Annotated in this window: 14 protein-coding genes; 8 read left to right on the forward strand and 6 right to left on the reverse strand. The window is 65.3% G+C overall.

Annotation, left to right across the window (positions count from 1 at the left end; all coding sequences use genetic code 11):
• Window positions 1-22: 22 nt before the first annotated feature.
• The 3 genes from SE91_RS20280 to SE91_RS37175 all read right to left on the reverse strand — a co-directional run bounded on the left by SE91_RS20280 (window position 23) and on the right by SE91_RS37175 (window position 2,550).
• A complete protein-coding gene (locus tag SE91_RS20280; protein WP_061848848.1) occupies window positions 23-1,399 on the reverse strand; it encodes an ATP-binding protein in 1,377 nt (458 codons plus the stop codon).
• A gap of 93 nt (window positions 1,400-1,492) precedes the next feature.
• Complete coding sequence (locus SE91_RS20285) at window positions 1,493-2,167, reverse strand: response regulator transcription factor (protein ID WP_011085905.1); 675 nt, start codon at window positions 2,165-2,167, stop codon at window positions 1,493-1,495.
• 227 nt (window positions 2,168-2,394) lie between these two features.
• On the reverse strand, window positions 2,395-2,550 hold the full coding sequence (locus tag SE91_RS37175) for a hypothetical protein (RefSeq protein ID WP_008553760.1): 156 nt from the start codon (window positions 2,548-2,550) through the stop codon (window positions 2,395-2,397).
• A gap of 231 nt (window positions 2,551-2,781) precedes the next feature.
• Here SE91_RS37175 and ku point away from each other — a divergent pair, with 231 nt between their 5' ends.
• The 4 genes from ku (at window position 2,782) to SE91_RS20305 (ending at window position 4,824) form a co-directional block, all read left to right on the forward strand.
• A complete protein-coding gene (gene ku, locus SE91_RS20290; protein WP_061848849.1) occupies window positions 2,782-3,777 on the forward strand; it encodes a non-homologous end joining protein Ku in 996 nt (331 codons plus the stop codon).
• A 59-nt stretch (window positions 3,778-3,836) separates the two neighbouring features.
• Complete coding sequence (locus tag SE91_RS20295) at window positions 3,837-4,073, forward strand: hypothetical protein (RefSeq protein WP_061848850.1); 237 nt, start codon at window positions 3,837-3,839, stop codon at window positions 4,071-4,073.
• Between the two features lie 205 nt (window positions 4,074-4,278).
• Entirely contained in the window at window positions 4,279-4,452 is a 174-nt protein-coding gene (locus SE91_RS37180; RefSeq protein ID WP_060737648.1) for a hypothetical protein, read from the forward strand.
• A gap of 207 nt (window positions 4,453-4,659) precedes the next feature.
• A complete protein-coding gene (locus tag SE91_RS20305) occupies window positions 4,660-4,824 on the forward strand; it encodes a Flp family type IVb pilin (protein ID WP_008553742.1) in 165 nt (54 codons plus the stop codon).
• A gap of 565 nt (window positions 4,825-5,389) precedes the next feature.
• Here the strand turns inward: SE91_RS20305 and SE91_RS20315 are convergent.
• Entirely contained in the window at window positions 5,390-7,933 is a 2,544-nt protein-coding gene (locus SE91_RS20315; RefSeq protein WP_061851222.1) for a cation-translocating P-type ATPase, read from the reverse strand.
• Window positions 7,934-8,196: 263 nt separating this feature from the next.
• Here SE91_RS20315 and SE91_RS20320 point away from each other — a divergent pair, with 263 nt between their 5' ends.
• The 3 genes from SE91_RS20320 to SE91_RS20330 all read left to right on the forward strand — a co-directional run bounded on the left by SE91_RS20320 (window position 8,197) and on the right by SE91_RS20330 (window position 14,201).
• Entirely contained in the window at window positions 8,197-9,870 is a 1,674-nt protein-coding gene (locus SE91_RS20320; protein WP_283806315.1) for a thiamine pyrophosphate-requiring protein, read from the forward strand.
• Window positions 9,871-9,974: 104 nt separating this feature from the next.
• Window positions 9,975-12,473, forward strand: a complete 2,499-nt coding sequence (locus SE91_RS20325; RefSeq protein WP_061848853.1) for a GAF domain-containing sensor histidine kinase — start codon at window positions 9,975-9,977, stop codon at window positions 12,471-12,473.
• 78 nt (window positions 12,474-12,551) lie between these two features.
• A complete protein-coding gene (locus SE91_RS20330) occupies window positions 12,552-14,201 on the forward strand; it encodes an alpha/beta hydrolase (protein ID WP_061848854.1) in 1,650 nt (549 codons plus the stop codon).
• 7 nt (window positions 14,202-14,208) lie between these two features.
• Here SE91_RS20330 and SE91_RS20335 read toward each other — a convergent pair whose 3' ends face one another.
• Together SE91_RS20335 and SE91_RS20340 are read right to left on the reverse strand one after the other, a co-directional pair.
• Window positions 14,209-15,789, reverse strand: a complete 1,581-nt coding sequence (locus SE91_RS20335) for an MDR family MFS transporter (protein WP_060735576.1) — start codon at window positions 15,787-15,789, stop codon at window positions 14,209-14,211.
• 156 nt (window positions 15,790-15,945) lie between these two features.
• Complete coding sequence (locus SE91_RS20340) at window positions 15,946-16,461, reverse strand: YcgN family cysteine cluster protein (protein ID WP_061848855.1); 516 nt, start codon at window positions 16,459-16,461, stop codon at window positions 15,946-15,948.
• Between the two features lie 294 nt (window positions 16,462-16,755).
• Here SE91_RS20340 and SE91_RS20345 point away from each other — a divergent pair, with 294 nt between their 5' ends.
• On the forward strand, window positions 16,756-19,044 hold the full coding sequence (locus tag SE91_RS20345) for a transglycosylase domain-containing protein (protein ID WP_060735575.1): 2,289 nt from the start codon (window positions 16,756-16,758) through the stop codon (window positions 19,042-19,044).
• The last annotated feature ends 1 nt before the right edge of the window (window position 19,045 follow it).

A 19,045-nucleotide genomic window follows, 5' to 3' on the forward strand; every position in this document is an offset into this window, starting at 1 on the left:
AAAATCTCGTGGAAACAATGGATTACAGTCCGGGAAGGACCAGCTCCGCCCGCAGACCGCCGGTCGGCGCGCCGCCGAGCGAGAGGCTGCCGCCATAAAGGGCGGCGAGGTCGGTCACGATCGACAGCCCCAATCCAGAGCCGGGCTTGGATTCGTCCAGCCGCTGGCCGCGCCGAGAGACCTGGGCCCGCTCGGCCTCCGACAGGCCGCGGCCATCGTCGTCGACGATGATCCGCAGACGCGGGCCCGCGCCGGTCTGGTGCGGCGTTTCGACCAGAACCTCGATGAGGACGCGCGAGGCCGCCCATTTGCAGGCGTTATCGACGAGATTGCCGACCATCTCCTCCAGATCCTGCCGCTCGCCCCGGAATTTGGCGGACGGATCGGCCTTGGCCTCGACCACGATGCCGCGGTCGCGGTGGATCTTCTCCGTGGTCCGCCGCAACGCCTCGATGGCGGGCGCCACCTCCGTCACCGTCGCGACTACTGAGACCCGCGCTGCAATCCGCGCGCGCTCCAGATGATGGGCGACCTGGTCGCGCATCACGTCGGCCTGCTCCATCACCTTGGACGCGAATGGATCGGCCGGGTGGCTGCCTGCTTCATTGACGATGACCGAGAGCGGCGTCTTGATGGCGTGGGCGAGATTGCCGACATGAGTGCGCGCGCGCTCGACGATCTCGCGATTGGCATCGATCAGCGCATTGGTCTCGCGCGCCAAAGGCGCGATCTCGACCGGGAATTCGCCCTCGAGCCGCTCCGCCCGCCCGGAGCGGATATCGGCGATGGATTCCGAGATTCGCTTGAGCGGCGCGAGGCCAAAGCGGACCTGGAACACCGTGGTCAGCAGCAGCACGATGCCGAGCGCCGTGAACGTGCCGCCGAGATAGTAGTCGAAACTCCGCGTCTCATCGAAAATCTCGGTGTCGTCGCCGGCGACGCTGACGAGAAACTTGCCGTCGGCGCCGAGATCGACCGGTCGCTCCACCATGCGCAGGTTTTGCCCCTCCGGACCGTCGACATAAGCGAGGCGGATGCCCGCGGCGGTGAGCTCAGCGCCCTGCTCCTCGAGCTTCGGCAGCTTCTTGTCCCAGAGCGAACGCGAGGAGCGTACCTCCGGTTTCTCGGTATCGGTGCGCGTGATCTGCCAGTACCAGCCGGACAGCGGCAGCTCGAAGAGCGGCTCGCCGAGCGACTGGAACTGGCGGTCCGGCGGCTCGTCGGGGGTCGCGACCTCCGCGATCAGCGTGCGCAGGTAGAGATTGAGCCGGCGGTCGAAGGCGCGCTCGGTGGCGTCCTTGTAGACCGACGACAGCACGACGCCGGTGATGGCCAGGATCACCACGAGCCAGGCGGTCGCCGACAGGAACAGGCGGTTCGCAAGCGAGCTAGCGGCCATCGGTCATGAACCCGGAAGGCGCGATGTCAGGTCGTCGGATATCATGACCGGACCAAGGCCCCTGTTCGGCCTCCCGTCAAGTCCGCGAGGGGCTCAAGCGCCCGGAGCCGGCGGCGGGGTCAGGAGATAGCCGAGGCCGCGGACGGTCTGGATGATGTCGACGTCGAGCTTCTTGCGGATGCGGCCGACGAAGACCTCGATGGTGTTGGAGTCGCGGTCGAAGTCCTGGTCATAGAGATGCTCGACCAGCTCGGTGCGGGAGACCACGCGCCCGGAATGGTGCATCAGATAGGCCAGAAGCCGATATTCGTGCGAGGTCATCTTCACGGGATTGCCTGATACGCTGACCCGGCCGGTCCTGGTGTCGAGGGTGACGGGGCCGCAGCTGAGCTCGCTCTGGGCGTGGCCGGTCGAGCGGCGCAGCAGCGCGCGGATGCGGGCCAGCACCTCCTCCAGATGGAACGGCTTTGCGACATAATCGTCGGCGCCGGCATCGAAGCCCTGCACCTTGTCGCTCCAGCGGTCGCGCGCGGTGAGGATCAAGACCGGCATGGTGCGCCCGTTGCGGCGCCATGCCTCCAGCACCGAGATGCCGTCCTTCTTCGGCAGGCCGATATCGAGCACCACGGCATCATATGGCTCGTTGTCGCCGAGATAATGCCCCTCCTCTCCGTCGAAGGCGCGGTCGACGACATAGCCGGCGTCGGTCAGCGCCTTGGTGAGCTGGCGATTGAGATCGGGGTCGTCCTCAACAACGAGCAGGCGCACGCGTGTCTCCAAGGATTGGCTGCATCTTGCGCCAGAGATGAGCAATTCCGGCGTGAACTGAATATGAACGCGGGGAACCCGCCAACGTTACTTTTTGGTCATTTAGGATTCCCGCCGGCCGATACGACTGCGCCCACCAGTCCGACCGGCGAACCGGCGTCTTGGCGGGCGCAATGTGCCGCGTCACGCGGCGAATAGGAAGGGTCCGAGGCGTGTCGGTCTGCCCGTCAGGTCCGGAAGAAGACGAACCAGACGACGGCGAGGATCAGGATCGCAAGCCCGGTCGAGATGGCGAGCAGCGCCGCCACCGAAGGTCCGGGCTCACCCTGACGGGCCTCGGTCGGAGTTTCGACGATACGGTGCTGCTCTCGCGTGGTTGCCATGATGCCCTCAATCTCTGGATGTCGCTTGGTTAGCCGCGACCTCCTCGCAGCCGTGTCCCGAGCCAACGCGTGATTGAATGCGATGTTCCGACTTATGCGCTCCGATCAGGCCGCAGCCGCGGGCCCAGCGGCCGGTTAACGCAGTTGCCAGATCAGCATCGCCCCTTGCTATGATTTGGTGTTCCCCGATGGTATCTTTGTCATCTGTCCCCGTTGCGTTTGGAGTAGCCCATGGCCCCCCGCGCCAATTGGAAGGGTTTTCTGCGTCTGTCGCTCGTGACCTGTCCGGTCGCGCTCTATCCGGCCACTTCGGATACCGAGAAGGTCTCCTTCAACCAGATCAATCGCAAGACCGGGCATCGGATCAAGTACCTCAAGGTCGACGCCGAGACCGGTGACGAGGTGACGTCCGAGGACATCGTCAAGGGCTACAAGGTCGACACCGACACTTATATCGAGGTCACCAAGGACGAGCTGGACGACATCGCGCTCGACTCCACGCACACGATCGAGATCGACGAGTTCGTGCCGAAGGCCGACATCGACAACCGCTATCTGATCCGTCCCTATTACCTCGTGCCCGACGGCAAGGTCGGCCATGACGCCTATGCGGTGATCCGCGAGACCATCCGGAGTATGGACAAGGTCGCGATCGGCCGCGTGGTGCTGACCAACCGCGAGCACATCATCGCGCTGGAGCCGCTCGAGAGCGGGCTGATGGGTACGCTGCTGCGATATCCCTATGAGGTCCGCAGCGAGACGGAGTATTTCGACGACATCCAGGACGTGAAGCTGACCAGGGACATGCTCGACCTCGCCAGGCACATCGTCGAAAAGAAGTCCGGCGCCTTCGAACCCGAACTCTTCGAGGATCACTACGAGACCGCGCTGATCGACCTCATCAACAAGAAGCGCAGCGGCATGCCGATCGCGGCCAAGGCCGCGCCGAAGACCGGTGGCAACGTCATCAACCTGATGGACGCGCTGAAGAAGAGCCTCGCGACCGAGAAGGACGCTGCGCCCGCGGCGAAGGTCGCCAAGGAAACTGTCAAGGAGACCGTCAAGGGCAAGAAGCCGAAGAAGCGCGTCGAGGGCCAGCGCGAGATGCTGCTGCCGATATCGGGCAAGGGTGGCAAGGACGCCGCGGCAAAGACCGCGCCCAAGGACGCTGCGAAGAAGGCCGACAAGCCGGTGCGCGCGCCGGCGCGGGCCAAGAAGGCCAGCTAGGCGCTTCACACCAAGCAATCTTCCCGTGATGTCCCCTCTCGCCGGTCGGCCGGACTGACATGCCCTGGTCGACGGCGTTCGACGATCCGGTTCGCGTGAGCAACAGGCGCAAGCTGGTCACGTTGCAGGACGCGGCTGACTACATCATGCAGCTGCCCGAGGACGCCCAGCACGAAGCACACTGGCAGACCGCGATCGAGACCCTGATCAATGCAGCCGAGACCGGGGGCGGCTGGGTGATGTTCGCTCGCATCGCCATGTTGCGGGCCCTGAATGCGGACGGCCGGCGCGAATGAGAGCGACGATCGGCACGCTCGATCGACATGCTTGCCGAGCCGTTGACTAACAGGTTCAACAATCCGTTAAGCGCGACCGTGGATTCCGCGACGGCCCAGCGCTGCGCATGAACCAGAGTATTCCCAGGGGACACGAAGTTGAGCACTGGTTGGCCTTGCGCACAGCATGGTCCCAGCCCTCCGATCGAGCCAAGGTTTGCGTGCCGTGCAGCAGCAGGACGTCAGAAAGAACTACATCGGCATCGTGAGCGACGCGACCGAGCGCGAGCGGGCCGCGGGCACGGCAGCGCGCTGGCAGCCGGGCACGATGAAGGATTTCGTCGGCCGCCTCACGGCCGTGCTCAAACGCCGCCTCCCCCGCCCGACGATCATGTCCTAGCGAACGTTGCGGATGTACGCAGGCAACGTGCGGTTTGCATCCATTTGGACCGGATGATGGAACCTTAAGTTAATGAATGTTACCGTATGAAACTGGGGCGCGCTCGCCCGGGTCTGATTGTTTTGGCGCGCAGAAAATCTATTCGATCGATTTTCGGATTCGAAAACGACGCGACCAGACATTGGATTGGATGAAGAGGAGTTGGCAATGCGTTTGCTTAGGTCTTTCCTTGCCGATGAGACTGGCGCCACCGCCATCGAATACGGCCTGATCGCCGCCGGCATTGCACTGGCCATCGTCACCGTCGTCAACAACACGGGCAGCCAGCTCCTCAACAACAAATTCAACTCGATCAGTTCGTCGCTGAAGTAGCGACGACAGGCCTGAGGCGACGCCCCGTGCGCGCCGGCGGCAACCGCGCGCAGACACTCTCTGATCTCGTCATTGCGGGCGCAGCGAAGCAATCCAGGACCCCTCCCCGGGAAGGATCCTGGCTCGCTTCGCTGCGCCCGCTTTGACGGCTAGGCGAGTCCTGATAGTCTTGAGCACGATCGTTGCTCGACGAGCCGTACTATCAACCGAATCCGGGCTGCTTGAAGGATGCCAATGAGACGCGCGACACTCCTGGCTCTCGGCCTCATGTTGACCGGTGCCTGGTCGCAGGACTGCGCGAGAGCGCAGACATCGGCCAAACCGCCGGTCTCGATTGCTCCGCCCAATGCATTACCGGCGCCGAATCCGGCCGCCGACTACGATGGCTTCAGTGCAAGCGTAAACGGCGACAATGAGGCCGCGAGGCAGGCGGCGCCTGCAAGATCGCGCGCAGCGAGGAGCTCCAAATCCAGCGCAGATGCCGCCGATCCCTCGTCGGTGGATCAGGAAGACGATGCGTTGAAGCGAAAGCTGACGATCTGCAAGAATTGCAAGTAAAGGTCTGTCAGACCTTTCCTAATGCAGACCGGCGACGGCGTAGCGGATATTTCGACAGTTCCAACACCACCAGGCAGACCAGCGCGGCCGCCACCGTGATGGCGAGATCGTCGGCATGGAGCGGGCCGAACCGGAACAGGTCGGCGGCGGCGGACCATGCAAGGCTCAAAGAGAGCACGCTCGTCACAAACAGGACGATGATGACCAGGGTTCGGTTCGGCCGGGTGAAGGCTTCGACCAGCGACGTCGAGAACGAGCGGTTGACGAAGATCAGGCTCACGATCACCAGCACCAGCGAGAAGAACGTCAGGGCGCGCACCTCGTTCGCGGGCATGCCGTAGGCGTTCGCCATCACCATCACGCCCCCGGTCAAAGCCAGCGCGAGCGCACCCTGGAGCGCCGACCAGACCAGCAGGGATTTGGGCAGCAGCGGCTCGTCCGGCGAACGCGGCGGCCGCTGCATCACGTCACGCTCTTCGGTCTCCGCCTCGAACACCAGCGAGCAGACGGGATCGATGATCATTTCGAGGAACGCGATGTGGACCGGTCCGAACAGAAGCGGCATCCCGGTCACGAGCGGCAGCAGCGCAAGCCCGGCGATGGGAACGTGGACAGCGAGGATGAAGCTCATCGCCTTGCGAAGATTGTCATAGATCCGGCGACCGAGACGGATCGCCTTCACGATCGAGCCGAAATCGTCGTCGAGCAGAACGATCGACGACGCCTCGCGCGCCACGTCGGTGCCGCGGCCGCCCATAGCGATGCCGATATGGGCCGCCTTCAACGACGGCGCGTCGTTGACGCCGTCGCCCGTCATGGCGACGATCTCGCCGGCGCCCTTGAGCGCACTGACGATGCGCAGCTTCTGGGCCGGCGCAATGCGCGCGAACACGGCCTGTCCCTGCGCCGCCTGGACAAGCTCGGCATCGGCCATGCCTTCGGCGTCCGGACCCGTCACGATACGTTCGGAATCGAGGCCAGCGCGCGTCGCGATCGCGGATGCGGTTGCGGGATAGTCGCCGGTGATCATGACCACACGGATGCCGGCGGACCGGCATTCGGCGACGGCGCCCTTCACTTCGGGCCGCAGCTGATCGACGAAGCCGGTCAGGCCGCAGAAGCCGAAAGCAAAGCCGCGCTGCGCCTCCGGAAGGTTCGTCGCCGCACAAGTCGCCCGCGCCACGCCGAGCACGCGAAGCCCCTCTTGGGCGAGCGCGTCTACGCGCGCTCCTAATTCGGCCAGCTGTTCCGCGTTCATCCCGCAGAGCATGCCGATCGTCTCGGGCGCGCCCTTGGCTGCGACGATGCATTCGTCACCGCGTCCATGCCACACGTTCGACATGGCGAGCAGGTCGGGACGCAGGCCGTAGCTCCGCACGAGCTCCAAGCCGGTGTCGGTCCCCGGCGCAAGCGCATGCAGCGCCTTCTCCATGGGATCGAACGGCTCCGGAACGCAGGCGAGGACGCTGGTTTCGATCAACCGATGGAACGCGGGCTCCGCGCGTGCGGCGACCTCCGGCGTGTACGGCGCGCCATCGGGCAGCATCAGACGCGCCACCGTCATGCGATTTTCCGTCAGCGTGCCGGTCTTGTCCGTGCAGAGCACGGTTGCCGCCCCCAGCGATTCGATGGCGGAGGCCCGCCGGGTCAGCACGCGGGCCTGCGAGATGCGCCAGGCGCCCATGGCGAGAAACACGGTCAGAACGACCGGGAATTCTTCTGGAAGCATCGACATGCCGAGCGCAATGCCGGCGAGCACGCCCTCCAGCCAGCCGCCGCGATAGAGGCCATACAGGAGCACGGTCGCGGCGATGACGAAGCCGCTGGCGATCGCGAACATGGCGACCAGGCGCGTCGTCTGCTGTTTCAGGCGCGGCGCTTCCGTCGTCAGAGACTGCAGGGACTGTCCGATCTTGCCGATCTCGCTTCTGATCCCGGTCGAGGTGACTTCGGCCACGCCGGTTCCGCGCACCACCAGCGTGCCGGAGAACACGAACGGATGATCGTCGCCGCCGGCATGCGGCACCCCCGGCTGTTCGAGCATGGCACGCGCCAGCTTGCGGACCGGGACGGACTCTCCCGTCAACAGCGATTCATCCAGCAGCAGATCGTCGCATGTGAGGACAGTGGCGTCCGCTGCCACGCGGTCTCCCTCGGAGAGCATGATCAAGTCGCCGCGAACGACCTCGCGGCCGGGAATGCGGATGTGTTCGCCGCCGCGGATCACGAGGGCACGGGGGCTGGTGAGATCACGCAAGGAGTCGAGCACGCGCTCGGTGCGGGCCTCCTGCACGATGGTGATGACGATCGAGATCGATGCAAACACGAGGAGCAGCAACGCCTCGCCGAGATCGCCCAGGGCGAAGTAGATCAGGCCACCCGCCAGCAGCAACAGCAGCATGGGCTCGCGCAACACCTCGATGACCAGGCCCAGGATCGTTCGCCGCCCCGTACGCGGCAGTTCATTGAAGCCTTCGGCCTTCAGCCTCGCCTGTGCTTCGGACGCGGTGAGACCCTGTCGTGAGTTCGTTCCGGACCGCCCCGTATCGATGTGTTTTTCCTCGGCAGCGGCGCCATCAGAATCGCTCGTGAGGCTCAAATCCATGGGTCCCCGGAAGAATTGAGTGATGAGACTTTGTCATGTCGTTCCCTGACCACGACAATGACACGCCGCCACGGGCTACCGGCTTGACCTGGGTCAAGCGTTGGGCTGACCGCGTCTATTCGACATCGACGGGCGCGGCCGTCCTGCATGGCTGACCTCCCGGGCCCCGCGCTTTACCCTTCTCCCATTTCCTGATCCTCTCTCCTCCAATCAGCCGGACCAACCGGCCTGCCAGGGAGAGAGACGTCATGAAGCTCGGCACTGCCATCGCGGAAATCATGCGGCGCGAGGGGATCGAGATCCTCTGCGGCTATCCCGTCAACCATCTGATCGAGCACGCAGCGAAAGCGGATATCCGGCCGGTGATGGTGCGGCAGGAGCGCGTCGGCATCCACATGGCGGATGCGATCTCGCGGGTGACGTCGGGTCGCAGCATCGGCGCGTTCTGCATGCAGCATGGCCCCGGTGCGGAGAACGCGATGGGCGGGGTCGCGCAGTGCTTCGGCGAATCCGTGCCCGTGCTGGTGCTGCCGATGGGCTATCAGCGCCGGCTTGCGCATATCGAGCCGAACTTCAATTCCAGCGAAGCGATGAAGCCGTTCGCGAAATCGTCCGAGCCGATCATCCTCGCGGCCGAGGTCGCCAACATCTTCCGCCGCGCCTTCACCAAGCTGAAGAACGGCCGCGGCGGGCCTGTGATCGTCGAAATTCCTTCGGACATGTGGAACGAGGAGGTGCCGGAGCCGCTGAACTACACGCCGGTGCTGCGCACCCGCTACGGCGCAGATCCCGTTCACGTCAAGGAAGCAGCCAGCCTCCTCGTGAACGCAAGGCGGCCAGTGATCTATGCCGGCCAGGGCGTGCATTACGCGCAGGCGTGGCCACAACTGAAACGGCTCGCCGAGCGGCTGGCGATCCCCGTCACCACCAGTCTCGGAGGCAAGTCCTCCTTTCCGGAAACGCATCCGCTCTCGCTCGGCTCGGGCGGGCTCGCGGTGCCGCGCGCGGTGCCGAAATTTCTGAGCGAGGCCGACGTCATCCTCGGCATCGGCTGCTCCTTCACCGAGACCAATTTCGGCATCGCGATGCCGAAGGGCAAGACCATCATCCACTCCACGCTCGACCCGAACCATCTCAACAAGGACGTGGAAGCGACGATCGGCCTCGTCGGCGATGCCGGCCTCGTGCTCGACGCGCTGCTGGAGGAGATCGGCAGGTCCGTCACGTCCGATCGTGATGCGTCGGCCGTCGCGGCCGAGATTGCGGCTTCGCACAAGGAGTGGCTGGCAAAATGGATGCCGAAGCTCACCAGCAACGATGCGCCGCTCAGCCCCTATCGCGTGCTCTGGGACCTCCAGCACACGGTCGACATCAAGAACACAATCATCACGCATGATGCCGGCAGCCCGCGCGACCAGCTCTCGCCGTTCTGGAAGTCGGTCGAGCCCCTCACCTATCTCGGCTGGGGCAAGACGACACAGCTCGGCTATGGCCTTGGGCTCGCGATGGGCGCCAAGCTGGCAAAGCCCGACAAGCTCTGCATCAATGTCTGGGGCGATGCGGCGATCGGCTTCACCGGCATGGATTTCGAGACCGCGGTGCGCGAGCGCATCCCGATCATGTCGATCCTGCTCAACAATTTCTCGATGGCGATCGAGTTGAAGGTGATGCCCGTCTCGACCGAGAAATATCGCTCGACCGACATCTCCGGCGACTATGCCGCGATGGCGAGGGCTTTTGGCGGCCATGGCGAGCGGGTGACGAAGCCGGAGGACATCGTCCCCGCGATCAAGCGCGGCATCCAGAAGACGCAGGAGGGCATCCCGGTGCTGCTGGAGTTCATCACCAGCAAGGAGACCGAGGTGTCCCGGCCCGGCGCGTGAGCCGGGTCGGATCTCAGCAACGCCGCGAGCGCTGGCTCCGGCCGCAGGAGATGTGATAATCCGGCCCGGTGCCGCGCATGTCGCGGCATCGAGCTGGATTAGGAATGACCACCGCTTCCCACGATATCGAGGACCTCGAGCGCCGATTGCAGTCGGCCGCAACCGAGAACGCGCGGCTGCGCAGCGAGCTTGCGGTCGAACGCGATCGCCAGAGTGCCAGCGCCGAGATCCTGCGCACCATCGCGGCCTCGCCCTCCGACGCGCGACCTGTGTTCGCGGCGATCGCGTCCAGCTCGAAGCGCCTGCTCGGTGGCTTCTCCGCCACCGTGCTTCAGTTCATCGGCGACGAGCTGCACCTCGTGGCATTCACGCCAACCAGCCCGGAAGCCGATGAAGGTCTGAAGGCGTCCTTTCCGCGCAAGATCGCGGACTTCCCGACGTTTGCCCTCGTGCGCGACGGCGAGACGATCCAGTTTCCCGATAGCGAGGCTGCCGACGTCCCCGAGCTGAACCGGGAGCTGGCGCGGCTGCGCGGTTTCCGCAGCGTGCTGTTCATGCCGCTGATGAACCGGGGCACGCCGGTCGGCATGATCAGCGTCACGCGTGCCGAACCTGGCGCGTTCGCGCCCGACCTCGTGCAGCTGCTCCAGACCTTCGCCGACCAGGCCGTGATCGCGATCGAGAATGCACGCCTGTTCAACGAGACGAAGGAGACGCTAGAGCGCCAGACCGCGACGGCCGACATCCTCAAGGTGATGGCCGCCTCGCCCTCCGACGTGCAGCCGGTGTTCGAGGCCATCGCCACCAACGCCAACCGGCTGATCGGCGGCTTCTCCACCGCGGTGCTGCGCTATATCGACGGCGCCGCGCATCTTGCGGCGTTCACGCCGACCGATCCGGCCGGCGATCGCGTGCTCCAGGCCTCGTTCCCGGTGCCATTCGCAAAGTTTCCGCCCTATGCGCTCGTGGCCAAGGGTGAAGCGGCGCAATTGCCCGACACCGAGCTCGAGCCGGCGGCGCGCGACATCGCGCGCGCCCGCGGCTATCGCAGCATGCTATTCACGCCCTTGATGAGCGAGGGCGAAGCCATCGGCATCATCATCGCCACGCGGCGGACGACCGGCCGGTTCGCCGAGCATCACGTGCGGCTGCTGCAGACTTTCGCCGACCAGGCGGTGATCGCAATCAAGAATGTCAGCCTGTTCAACGCCACCAGGGAAGCGCTGGAGCGGCAGACCGCGACCGCCGACATCCTCAAGGTGATCGCGGCCTCGCCCGCCGATGTCACGCCGGTGTTCCAGGCCATCTCCGACAGCGCTAAGGCGCTGATCGGCGGGCACTCGTCCACCGTCACCCGTGTCATCGACGGCATGCTGCATCTGGCCGCCTTCACCACCGACAACGAGGCCGGCAATGCGGATCTGCTCAGCTCCTTCCCGGCACAGCTAGCGTCGTCAGGCATTCACAGTCGGGTGGCGACAAGCGGAGAATATGCTTTCCGCAGCGACATGCAGAACGAGCCAGGTCTCACCGAGGCCATGAAGGAGCTGGCGCGGACCCGCGGCTATCGCAGCATCCTCGTCGTGCCGATGCTGCGCGACGGCGTTGCGATCGGCACCATTGCCGTGACGCGGCCGGAGCCCGGTCATTTCGCCGATAAGGCGATCAACCTGCTCAAGACCTTTGCCGACCAGGCCGTGATCGCGGTCGAGAACACGCGCCTGTTCAACGAGGTGCAGGACCGCACCAGAGAACTTGCCAGATCGCTCGACGACTTACGCGCCGCGCAAGACCGGCTGATCCAAACCGAGAAGCTGGCGTCATTGGGCCAGCTCACGGCGGGCATCGCCCATGAGATCAAGAACCCGCTCAACTTCGTCAATAACTTTGCTTCGCTCTCCGCCGAGCTGACCGACGAATTGAACGATGTGCTCGCGCCCCTTACGTTCGCAGACGACGTCCGCAGCGAGGTCGACGAGCTGACGGGACTCCTGAAGGATAATCTGCAAAAGATCGTGCAGCACGGACGGCGCGCCGATTCCATCGTCAAGAACATGCTGGTGCATTCGCGCGAAGGCGGGGGCGAGCACGGCCTGAGCGACATCAACGCGCTGGTCGAGGAAAGTCTCAACCTCGCCTATCATGGCGCACGCGCCGAGAAGCCGGGGTTCGACGTGACGCTGAAGCGCGAGCTCGATCCGGCAGCGGGGCAGGCGGAAGTGTTTCCGCAGGAGATCACCCGCGTGCTGCTGAACCTGATCTCGAACGGTTTCCATGCGGTCACCAGGCGCAAGGCGGACGGCGCCGCGGCTTACGAGCCAACGGTGATCGCCGCAACGCGCGACCGCGGCGACCGCGTCGAGATCCGCATCCGCGACAACGGCACCGGCATTGCCGACGAGGTCCGGGAGAAGATGTTCAATCCGTTCTTCACCACCAAGCCGGCCGGTGAAGGCACCGGCCTTGGGCTGTCGATGAGCCACGACATCGTCGTGAAGCAGCACGGCGGCACGATCGATGTCGCAACCAAGCCGGGCGCGTTCACGGAGTTCACGATCCGCCTGCCGCGCAGGAGCAGTTTTGCGGAGAGCAACAAGGGATAGCGTCAGCCGGAGGATGCCTTGAAGAGTCTCGCGTGGTTCATTCGGCGACAACTCCTCTCGCTGTCCGGCGTCGGCCTCATGCTTGGCGCGCTGTTCTTTGCGGCCGCGCTGACGCCGACGCTGATCCCGCGAAGCTATCTCACACAAGGCGTCCTCGCCGGGGGGTGCTTCGCGATCGGCTATTTCGCCGGAATCCTGTGGCGGCGACTGTGGCACTATCTCGAATTGCCGGAGCCTTCGGCGCGCGCGAGATCGATTGCGAATGCGCTCGTCGCGGCCGCCTGCTTGCTCGTCGTCATCGTCTTCCTGTGGCGCGCGGCCGGCTGGCAGAACTCGATCCGCGCCGTGATGACGATGGCCCCGGTCGAGACCGCACATCCGCTCAAGGTCTGCGCGATTGCCCTGATCACATTCGCAGTGCTGCTGGTGCTGGGGCGACTGTTCGCCCTTGTCGCCCACGTCGTTGCTGCGCGCACCAGACGCGTCATTTCCCGGAAGGTCGCGAACGTCATTGGCGTGATCGCCGCAGGCCTGCTGTTCTGGTCGATCGCCAGCAATATCCTGGTCCGCATGGCATTCAACGCGCTCGACTCCTCCTTCCGCGAACTCGACGTCCGGCTCGAGCCCGAACGGCCGCAGCCGACCGCGTCGAATCGGACCGGAAGCCCGGCATCGCTGGTGAAGTGGCAAGAGCTCGGGCGAATGGGGCGCCGGTTCATTGCCTCAGGCTCGACCGCGGCCGCGATCGGCGCCGTCACGGGACGGCCTGCGCAGGACCCCGTGCGGGTCTATGTGGGGCTCGGCAGCCGCGACACGGCGCAGGCGCGCGCCAGGCTTGCGCTCGATGAACTCAAGCGCCAGCGCGGCTTTGAACGCAAACTGCTGATCGTCGTCACGCCGACCGGCACCGGCTGGATCGATCCGTCCGCGATGGACACCGTCGAATATCTCCACCATGGCGATGTCGCGAGCGTCGCGATGCAGTACTCCTATCTCAACAGTCCGCTGTCGCTGCTATTCCAGCCCGAGTACGGCGCCGAAGCGGCGCGCGCGCTGTTCGCGGAAATCTACGGCTACTGGACGACGCTGCCGAAAGACCGGCGGCCGAAACTGTATTTGCACGGACTGAGTCTCGGCGCCATGAACTCGGAAAAATCCGCCGAGCTGTTCGAGACGATCGGCGATCCCATCGCCGGCGCGCTGTGGAGCGGGGCGCCGTTCGAAAGCCGGATCTGGCGCTCGATCACTGAAAGCCGCAATCCGGGCACGCCAGCCTGGCTGCCGGAATTCCGCGACAGCCGCTTCGTCCGCTTCATGAACCAGGACGGACCGACAGTGCCGCCGGATGCGCCCTGGGGCCCGATGCGCGTCGTCTATCTGCAATATGCCAGCGATGCGATCACGTTCTTCGCCTACCGCGACGCCTATCGGGTGCCGGCCTGGATGGCGGCCCCGCGCGGACCGGACGTCTCACCCGAGCTGCGCTGGTATCCCATCGTCACCATGCTGCAGCTTGCACTCGACATGGCGGTCGCGACCCATACTCCAACGGGCTTCGGCCATGTCTACGCGCCCGAGCATTACGTCGATGCCTGGGTCGCCGTCACCGATGTCCAAGATTGGTCCTCCGAAGCGCTTGCGCAACTCAAGTCTCATCTCGCGACGATGGCGCGAAAGGCGGCCGGGAGCAACGGCGCCGGCGAGCCCTACGCCGATCGGGGCGGCTAGACTAGCCCTACTCCGCCATCTCGGCCGGCTGCGACGTGGAGGGACCGGCCAGCGGCCGCTCCTCCATCGCGATCAGGCAGAGTGCAGCAGCGGTCATCAACGCCGTGGCGGCGCCGAAGACGTAACGGAACGCGTGCCGCATGTCCTCGGCGGGAATCGCGACGCTGCCGGCGGCATGATGCTCGCCGAGCGGAATGTCGGCACCGAGCGCGATCAGCAGGATGGCCGCGAAAGCCGCGACCGTGAAGGACGACATCAGCGAGCGGAAGAAGTTCAACGCGCCGGTGATGGTGCCGACCTGCGGCCGCGCGACCGAATTCTGCACCGAGACCACGCAGACCGGGAAGGTGGTGCCGAGGCCGAGCGCGAAGGCCGCCATCAGCGTCAAGAGGCCCCAAAGCGGCAGCGTCGTCAGGGTGAGGCCGAGACCGCACAGCGCGGCCCAGGACGTGCCGACGATGGCGACGCGCTTGTAGTGCTTGGCCCGCGCCATGGTGCGGCCGGCGATGGCTGCGCCGCAGGTGGAGACGGCCGCCAGCGGGATCAGAGCAAGGCCCGCCTCGCTGGCGCTGAGCTGATAGACGGATTCGTAATAGAGCGGGAGCTGGACCGTGAGGCCCGTGATCGCGCCGAGCGCGCAACCGCCGGCCATCAGCCCGAACGGCACGACGCGTCCGCCGAGCAGCGGCAGCGGCAGGAACGGCTCGTCCGCCCGGCGCGCGTGCCAGACGAAGCTGACGGCGAGCGCGACCGCACCGCCGACCATCGCCAGCACGGTCGGCGACAGCCACGGATAGCGTGTGCCGCCCCAGGTCAGCACCAGCATGAAGACGACGGCGGAGGCCATCAGCAACACGCCGCCGAGCCAATCGACCTTGCGCCTGCGGTGGAACACCGGGATCTTCTTCATCTTCGGCAGCAGCAGCGCGATCGCGGCGGCCGAAAGCGGCAGGTTGATCCAGAAGATCATCGACCAGTGCAGATGCTCGGCGAACACGCCGCCGATGACCGGGCCGAGAATGCCTCCGACCATCCAGACGCTGGAGAAGTAGGCCTGATATTGCCCGCGTTCGCGCGGGCTCACGACGTCGGAGATTACGGTCTGCACCACCGGCATGATGCCGCCGCCGCCAAGGCCCTGAAGGCCGCGCGCCAGGATCAGCATCGGCATGTTCGGCGCGATCGCGCACAGCACGGAGCCCGCAACGAACAGGCTGAGGGACGTGATGATCATGGCCTTGCGGCCATAGATGTCGCTGAGCGTGCCGAACACCGGCGCGACCGCAGTCGAGGCGAGCAGATAGGCGGTGATCACCCAGGACAGGTTGGAGACGTCCTGGAACTGGCGGCCGATGGTCGGCAGCGCGGTCGCCACGATGGTCTGGTCGAGCGCGGCCAGGAACATCGTCAGCATCAGGCTGATGACGATGGTGCGGACCTCGTCCTGCGAGAGCGGCACCGGCGGGGCGATGGAGGGCGCGTCATCGACGCTGATGACCTCGCTCGGAAGCCGGGACAGCTCTTCGGCGATATCGTCGGGCAACGCCTGGATGTCGGCAGAACTGCTCTGCCGGTCGAACTTGTTCATCTCGATCGGACGTCGTGAGGCGGCGCAACGCCGCGAAGGATTCGTTCTATGCAGCCCAATGTAGACAGCAAAGACTTCCCCAGGCAGGCACCGCGGCGCATGGGTGCATCCCATCGCAGGGTCATCCCGAACACGTGATCAGGTCAGCACGGCGGATCAGTCCTTTGGACGTCGCTTCAGGCGGGCCCGTTTCGGCAAGGTCCCCGGCCATTGCACGATGTGGTCCTCGAGCTCCTCGTCCGGGATCTCATCCTCGCTGCCCTCGACCCGGCCGCGCACGGAGACACCGGCCTCATGCACCGTGTTGGGATCGCCCGACACCAGCGGGTGCCACCAATAAAGGTCGCGTCCCTCGGCGACGAGCTTGTAGCCGCAGCTCGGCGGCAGCCAGTTCAGGGTGCGGACATTGGTGGGAGTCAGGCGGACGCAGTCCGGAACCTTGTCGGAGCGATTCGGGTAGTCCTTGCAGGCGCAGCTGGCGCCATCGAGCAGCTTGCAGCCGATATGGGTGAAATAGATATCGCCGGTGTCCTCGTCCTCGAGCTTGTTCAGGCAGCAGCGGCCGCAGCCGTCGCACAGGCTTTCCCATTCCTCCCCAGACATCTGTTCCAACGTCTTGGTTTTCCAGAAGAATCCTTCCTGGCCGGAAGGTCGCTTGGGAGCTGCGGTCATGCGCCTCAACAAGAGTTCGAAAGAGCTACGGCAACGCCATCTAGGGCGTGCGTCGGGAACGTTGCAAGCAACGCCCCCGCAAGGCCCGTAATGACCCGGGGGCAATTAGGCCTGTTGTTCAAAATCGCGAGCGTGGCCATTGGTTTATAGGCCCTGCTCGGCTAGAAGGAACGCTGGGTCCCCCTCGGACGCGTACCGGGCGCCTTGGGTTTGCCGCAACATACCCGCAAGACGTCTCGATGCCGCCCCGGCCGGGTGCTTGAACGCTTTCGAAGCAAGCCGCAAGGGTTCTAGGTGCGCCAGATCATACCACCGCATTGGAAGCAGAGGATCCGGAATTTCTTCCTGGATCTCGATGCGCGCATCGACTCCTCGCTGTTCTCCTCGGCCAAGGGCATCCGCGAGCTCTACGAGCGCTACTCGACCTTCATGGACCGGTTTTATGTCGGACGATGGAAGCGCTGGGTGTTCATCGAGCCGCTGTCGGAAGCCGCGACCCTCGGCCTCGGCGGCCTGGTCGTGATGCTGACGCTCGCGATTCCCGCCTTCCGCGAGACCGCGGACGAAGACTGGCTGAAGAAGTCCGACCTCGCGGTGAGCTTCCTCGACCGCTACGGCAACCCGATCGGCAGCCGCGGCATCAAGCACAACGACTCGATCCCGCTGGAAGATTTTCCGGACGTGCTGATCAAGGCGACGCTGGCGACCGAGGACCGCCGCTTCTACGACCATTTCGGCATCGACATCGCCGGCACCGCGCGCGCGCTCGTCACCAACGCCCAAGCCGGCGGCGTCCGTCAGGGCGGCTCCTCGATCACCCAGCAGCTCGCCAAGAACCTGTTCCTGAGCAACGAGCGCACGATCGAGCGCAAGGTCAACGAGGCCTTCCTCGCGATCTGGCTGGAATGGCGCCTGACCAAGAACGAGATCCTCAAGCTCTATCTCGACCGCGCCTATATGGGCGGCGGCACCTTCGGCGTCGACGGCGCTGCGCATTTCTACTTCAACAAATCGGCGCGCGACGTGACCTTGGCGGAAGCGGCGATGCTCGCCGGCCTGTTCAAGGCGCCGACGAAATACGCCCCCCACATCAACCTGCCCGCAGCCCGCGCCCGCGCCAACGTCGTGCTCGACAATCTCGTCGATGCCGGCTTCATGACCGAGGGCCAGGTGTTCGGCGCCCGCCGCAATCCGGCCTTCGCGGTCGATCGCCGCGACGAGGCGTCGCCGAACTATTATCTCGACTACGCCTTCGACGAGATGCGCAAGCTGGTCGACACCTTCCCGAAATCCTACACCGAGCGCGTCTTCGTGGTCCGCACCGCGATCGACGCCACCGTGCAGAAGGCCGCCGAGGATGCGGTCGAGAACCAGCTGCGCCAGTTCGGCCGCGACTATCACGCGACGCAGGCGGCAACCGTCGTCGCCGATCTCGATGGCGGCATCCGCGCCATGGTCGGCGGCCGCGACTACGGCGCCAGCCAGTTCAACCGCGCCACCGACGCCTATCGCCAGCCCGGCTCCTCGTTCAAACCCTATGTCTACACCGCGGCACTGCTGAACGGTTACACGCCGAACTCGATCGTGGTCGACGGTCCCGTCTGCATCGGCAATTGGTGCCCACAGAATTATGGCCATTCCTATTCCGGCTCGGTGACGTTGACGCAAGCGATCACGCGCTCGATCAACGTCGTGCCGGTGAAGCTGTCGATCGAGATCGGCCGGAAGAACGAGCCCAAGGCGCCGAACCCGGCCAAGGTCGGCCGAGGCAAGATCGTCGAGGTCGCCCGCCGTTTCGGCATCAAGGCGCCGCTGCCCGATACGCCGTCGCTGCCGATCGGCTCGGACGAAGTCACTGTCCTCGAGCACGCCGTCGCCTATGCGACCTTCCCCAACCGCGGCAAGGCGGTGACGCCGCATGCCGTGCTGGAGGTGCGCACCGGCGCCGGCGATCTCGTCTGGCGCTGGGACCGCGACGGGCCGAAGCCGCGCCAGGCGATCCCCGCCTCTGTCGCCGCCGACATGGCGGGCATGATGAGCCACGTCGTCAGCGAAGGCACGGCGCGCCGCGCAGCGCTGGACGGCATTCCGACGGCGGGCAAGACCGGCACGACCAATGCGTATCGCGACGCCTGGTTCGTCGGCTACACCGGCAATTTCACCTGCGCGGTGTGGTACGGCAACGACGACTATTCGCCAACCAACCGCATGACCGGCGGCTCGCTGCCGGCGCAGACCTGGCACGACATCATGCTGGTGGCGCATCAGGGCGTCGAGGTCCGGGAGATCCCCGGCATCGGCATGGGCCAGAAGCTGCCGCCGCAGCATGTCTCCAACGCGCAGGCCAATGCGGGACCGAAGGTGCTGGAGACCAAGCCGGGTCCGCCGCCCATTCTGACCAAGCGCGGCGCCGACATCCTGGTGCGCGTCGAGAAGCTGCTGGATGACGCGGCCAGGACCGCGAACAAATCGTCGGCCGCCGACGCCAATCCGGCCAAGCCGTCCTCGTCGAACAGCGCGCTCGCCTTCCCGCAGAATTATGCGGAGGAGAACGCCAACGCCTCCGCCCCGCGCAAGAACTGAT

It is taken from the genome of Bradyrhizobium sp. DOA1 (genome assembly GCF_001593325.1).
Lineage (GTDB): Bacteria > Pseudomonadota > Alphaproteobacteria > Rhizobiales > Xanthobacteraceae > Bradyrhizobium.

Coding starts and splice junctions, on each gene's coding strand:
- SE91_RS37175 (WP_008553760.1), bottom strand. CDS start 2,550: ATGGCAACCACGCGAGAGCAGCACCGTATCGTCGAAACTCCGACCGAG.
- SE91_RS20330 (WP_061848854.1), top strand. CDS start 12,552: ATGCTTGGCGCGCTGTTCTTTGCGGCCGCGCTGACGCCGACGCTGATC.
- SE91_RS20335 (WP_060735576.1), bottom strand. CDS start 15,789: ATGAACAAGTTCGACCGGCAGAGCAGTTCTGCCGACATCCAGGCGTTG.
- SE91_RS20305 (WP_008553742.1), top strand. CDS start 4,660: ATGCGTTTGCTTAGGTCTTTCCTTGCCGATGAGACTGGCGCCACCGCC.
- SE91_RS20340 (WP_061848855.1), bottom strand. CDS start 16,461: ATGACCGCAGCTCCCAAGCGACCTTCCGGCCAGGAAGGATTCTTCTGG.
- SE91_RS20295 (WP_061848850.1), top strand. CDS start 3,837: ATGCCCTGGTCGACGGCGTTCGACGATCCGGTTCGCGTGAGCAACAGG.
- SE91_RS20325 (WP_061848853.1), top strand. CDS start 9,975: ATGACCACCGCTTCCCACGATATCGAGGACCTCGAGCGCCGATTGCAG.
- ku (WP_061848849.1), top strand. CDS start 2,782: ATGGCCCCCCGCGCCAATTGGAAGGGTTTTCTGCGTCTGTCGCTCGTG.
- SE91_RS20280 (WP_061848848.1), bottom strand. CDS start 1,399: ATGGCCGCTAGCTCGCTTGCGAACCGCCTGTTCCTGTCGGCGACCGCC.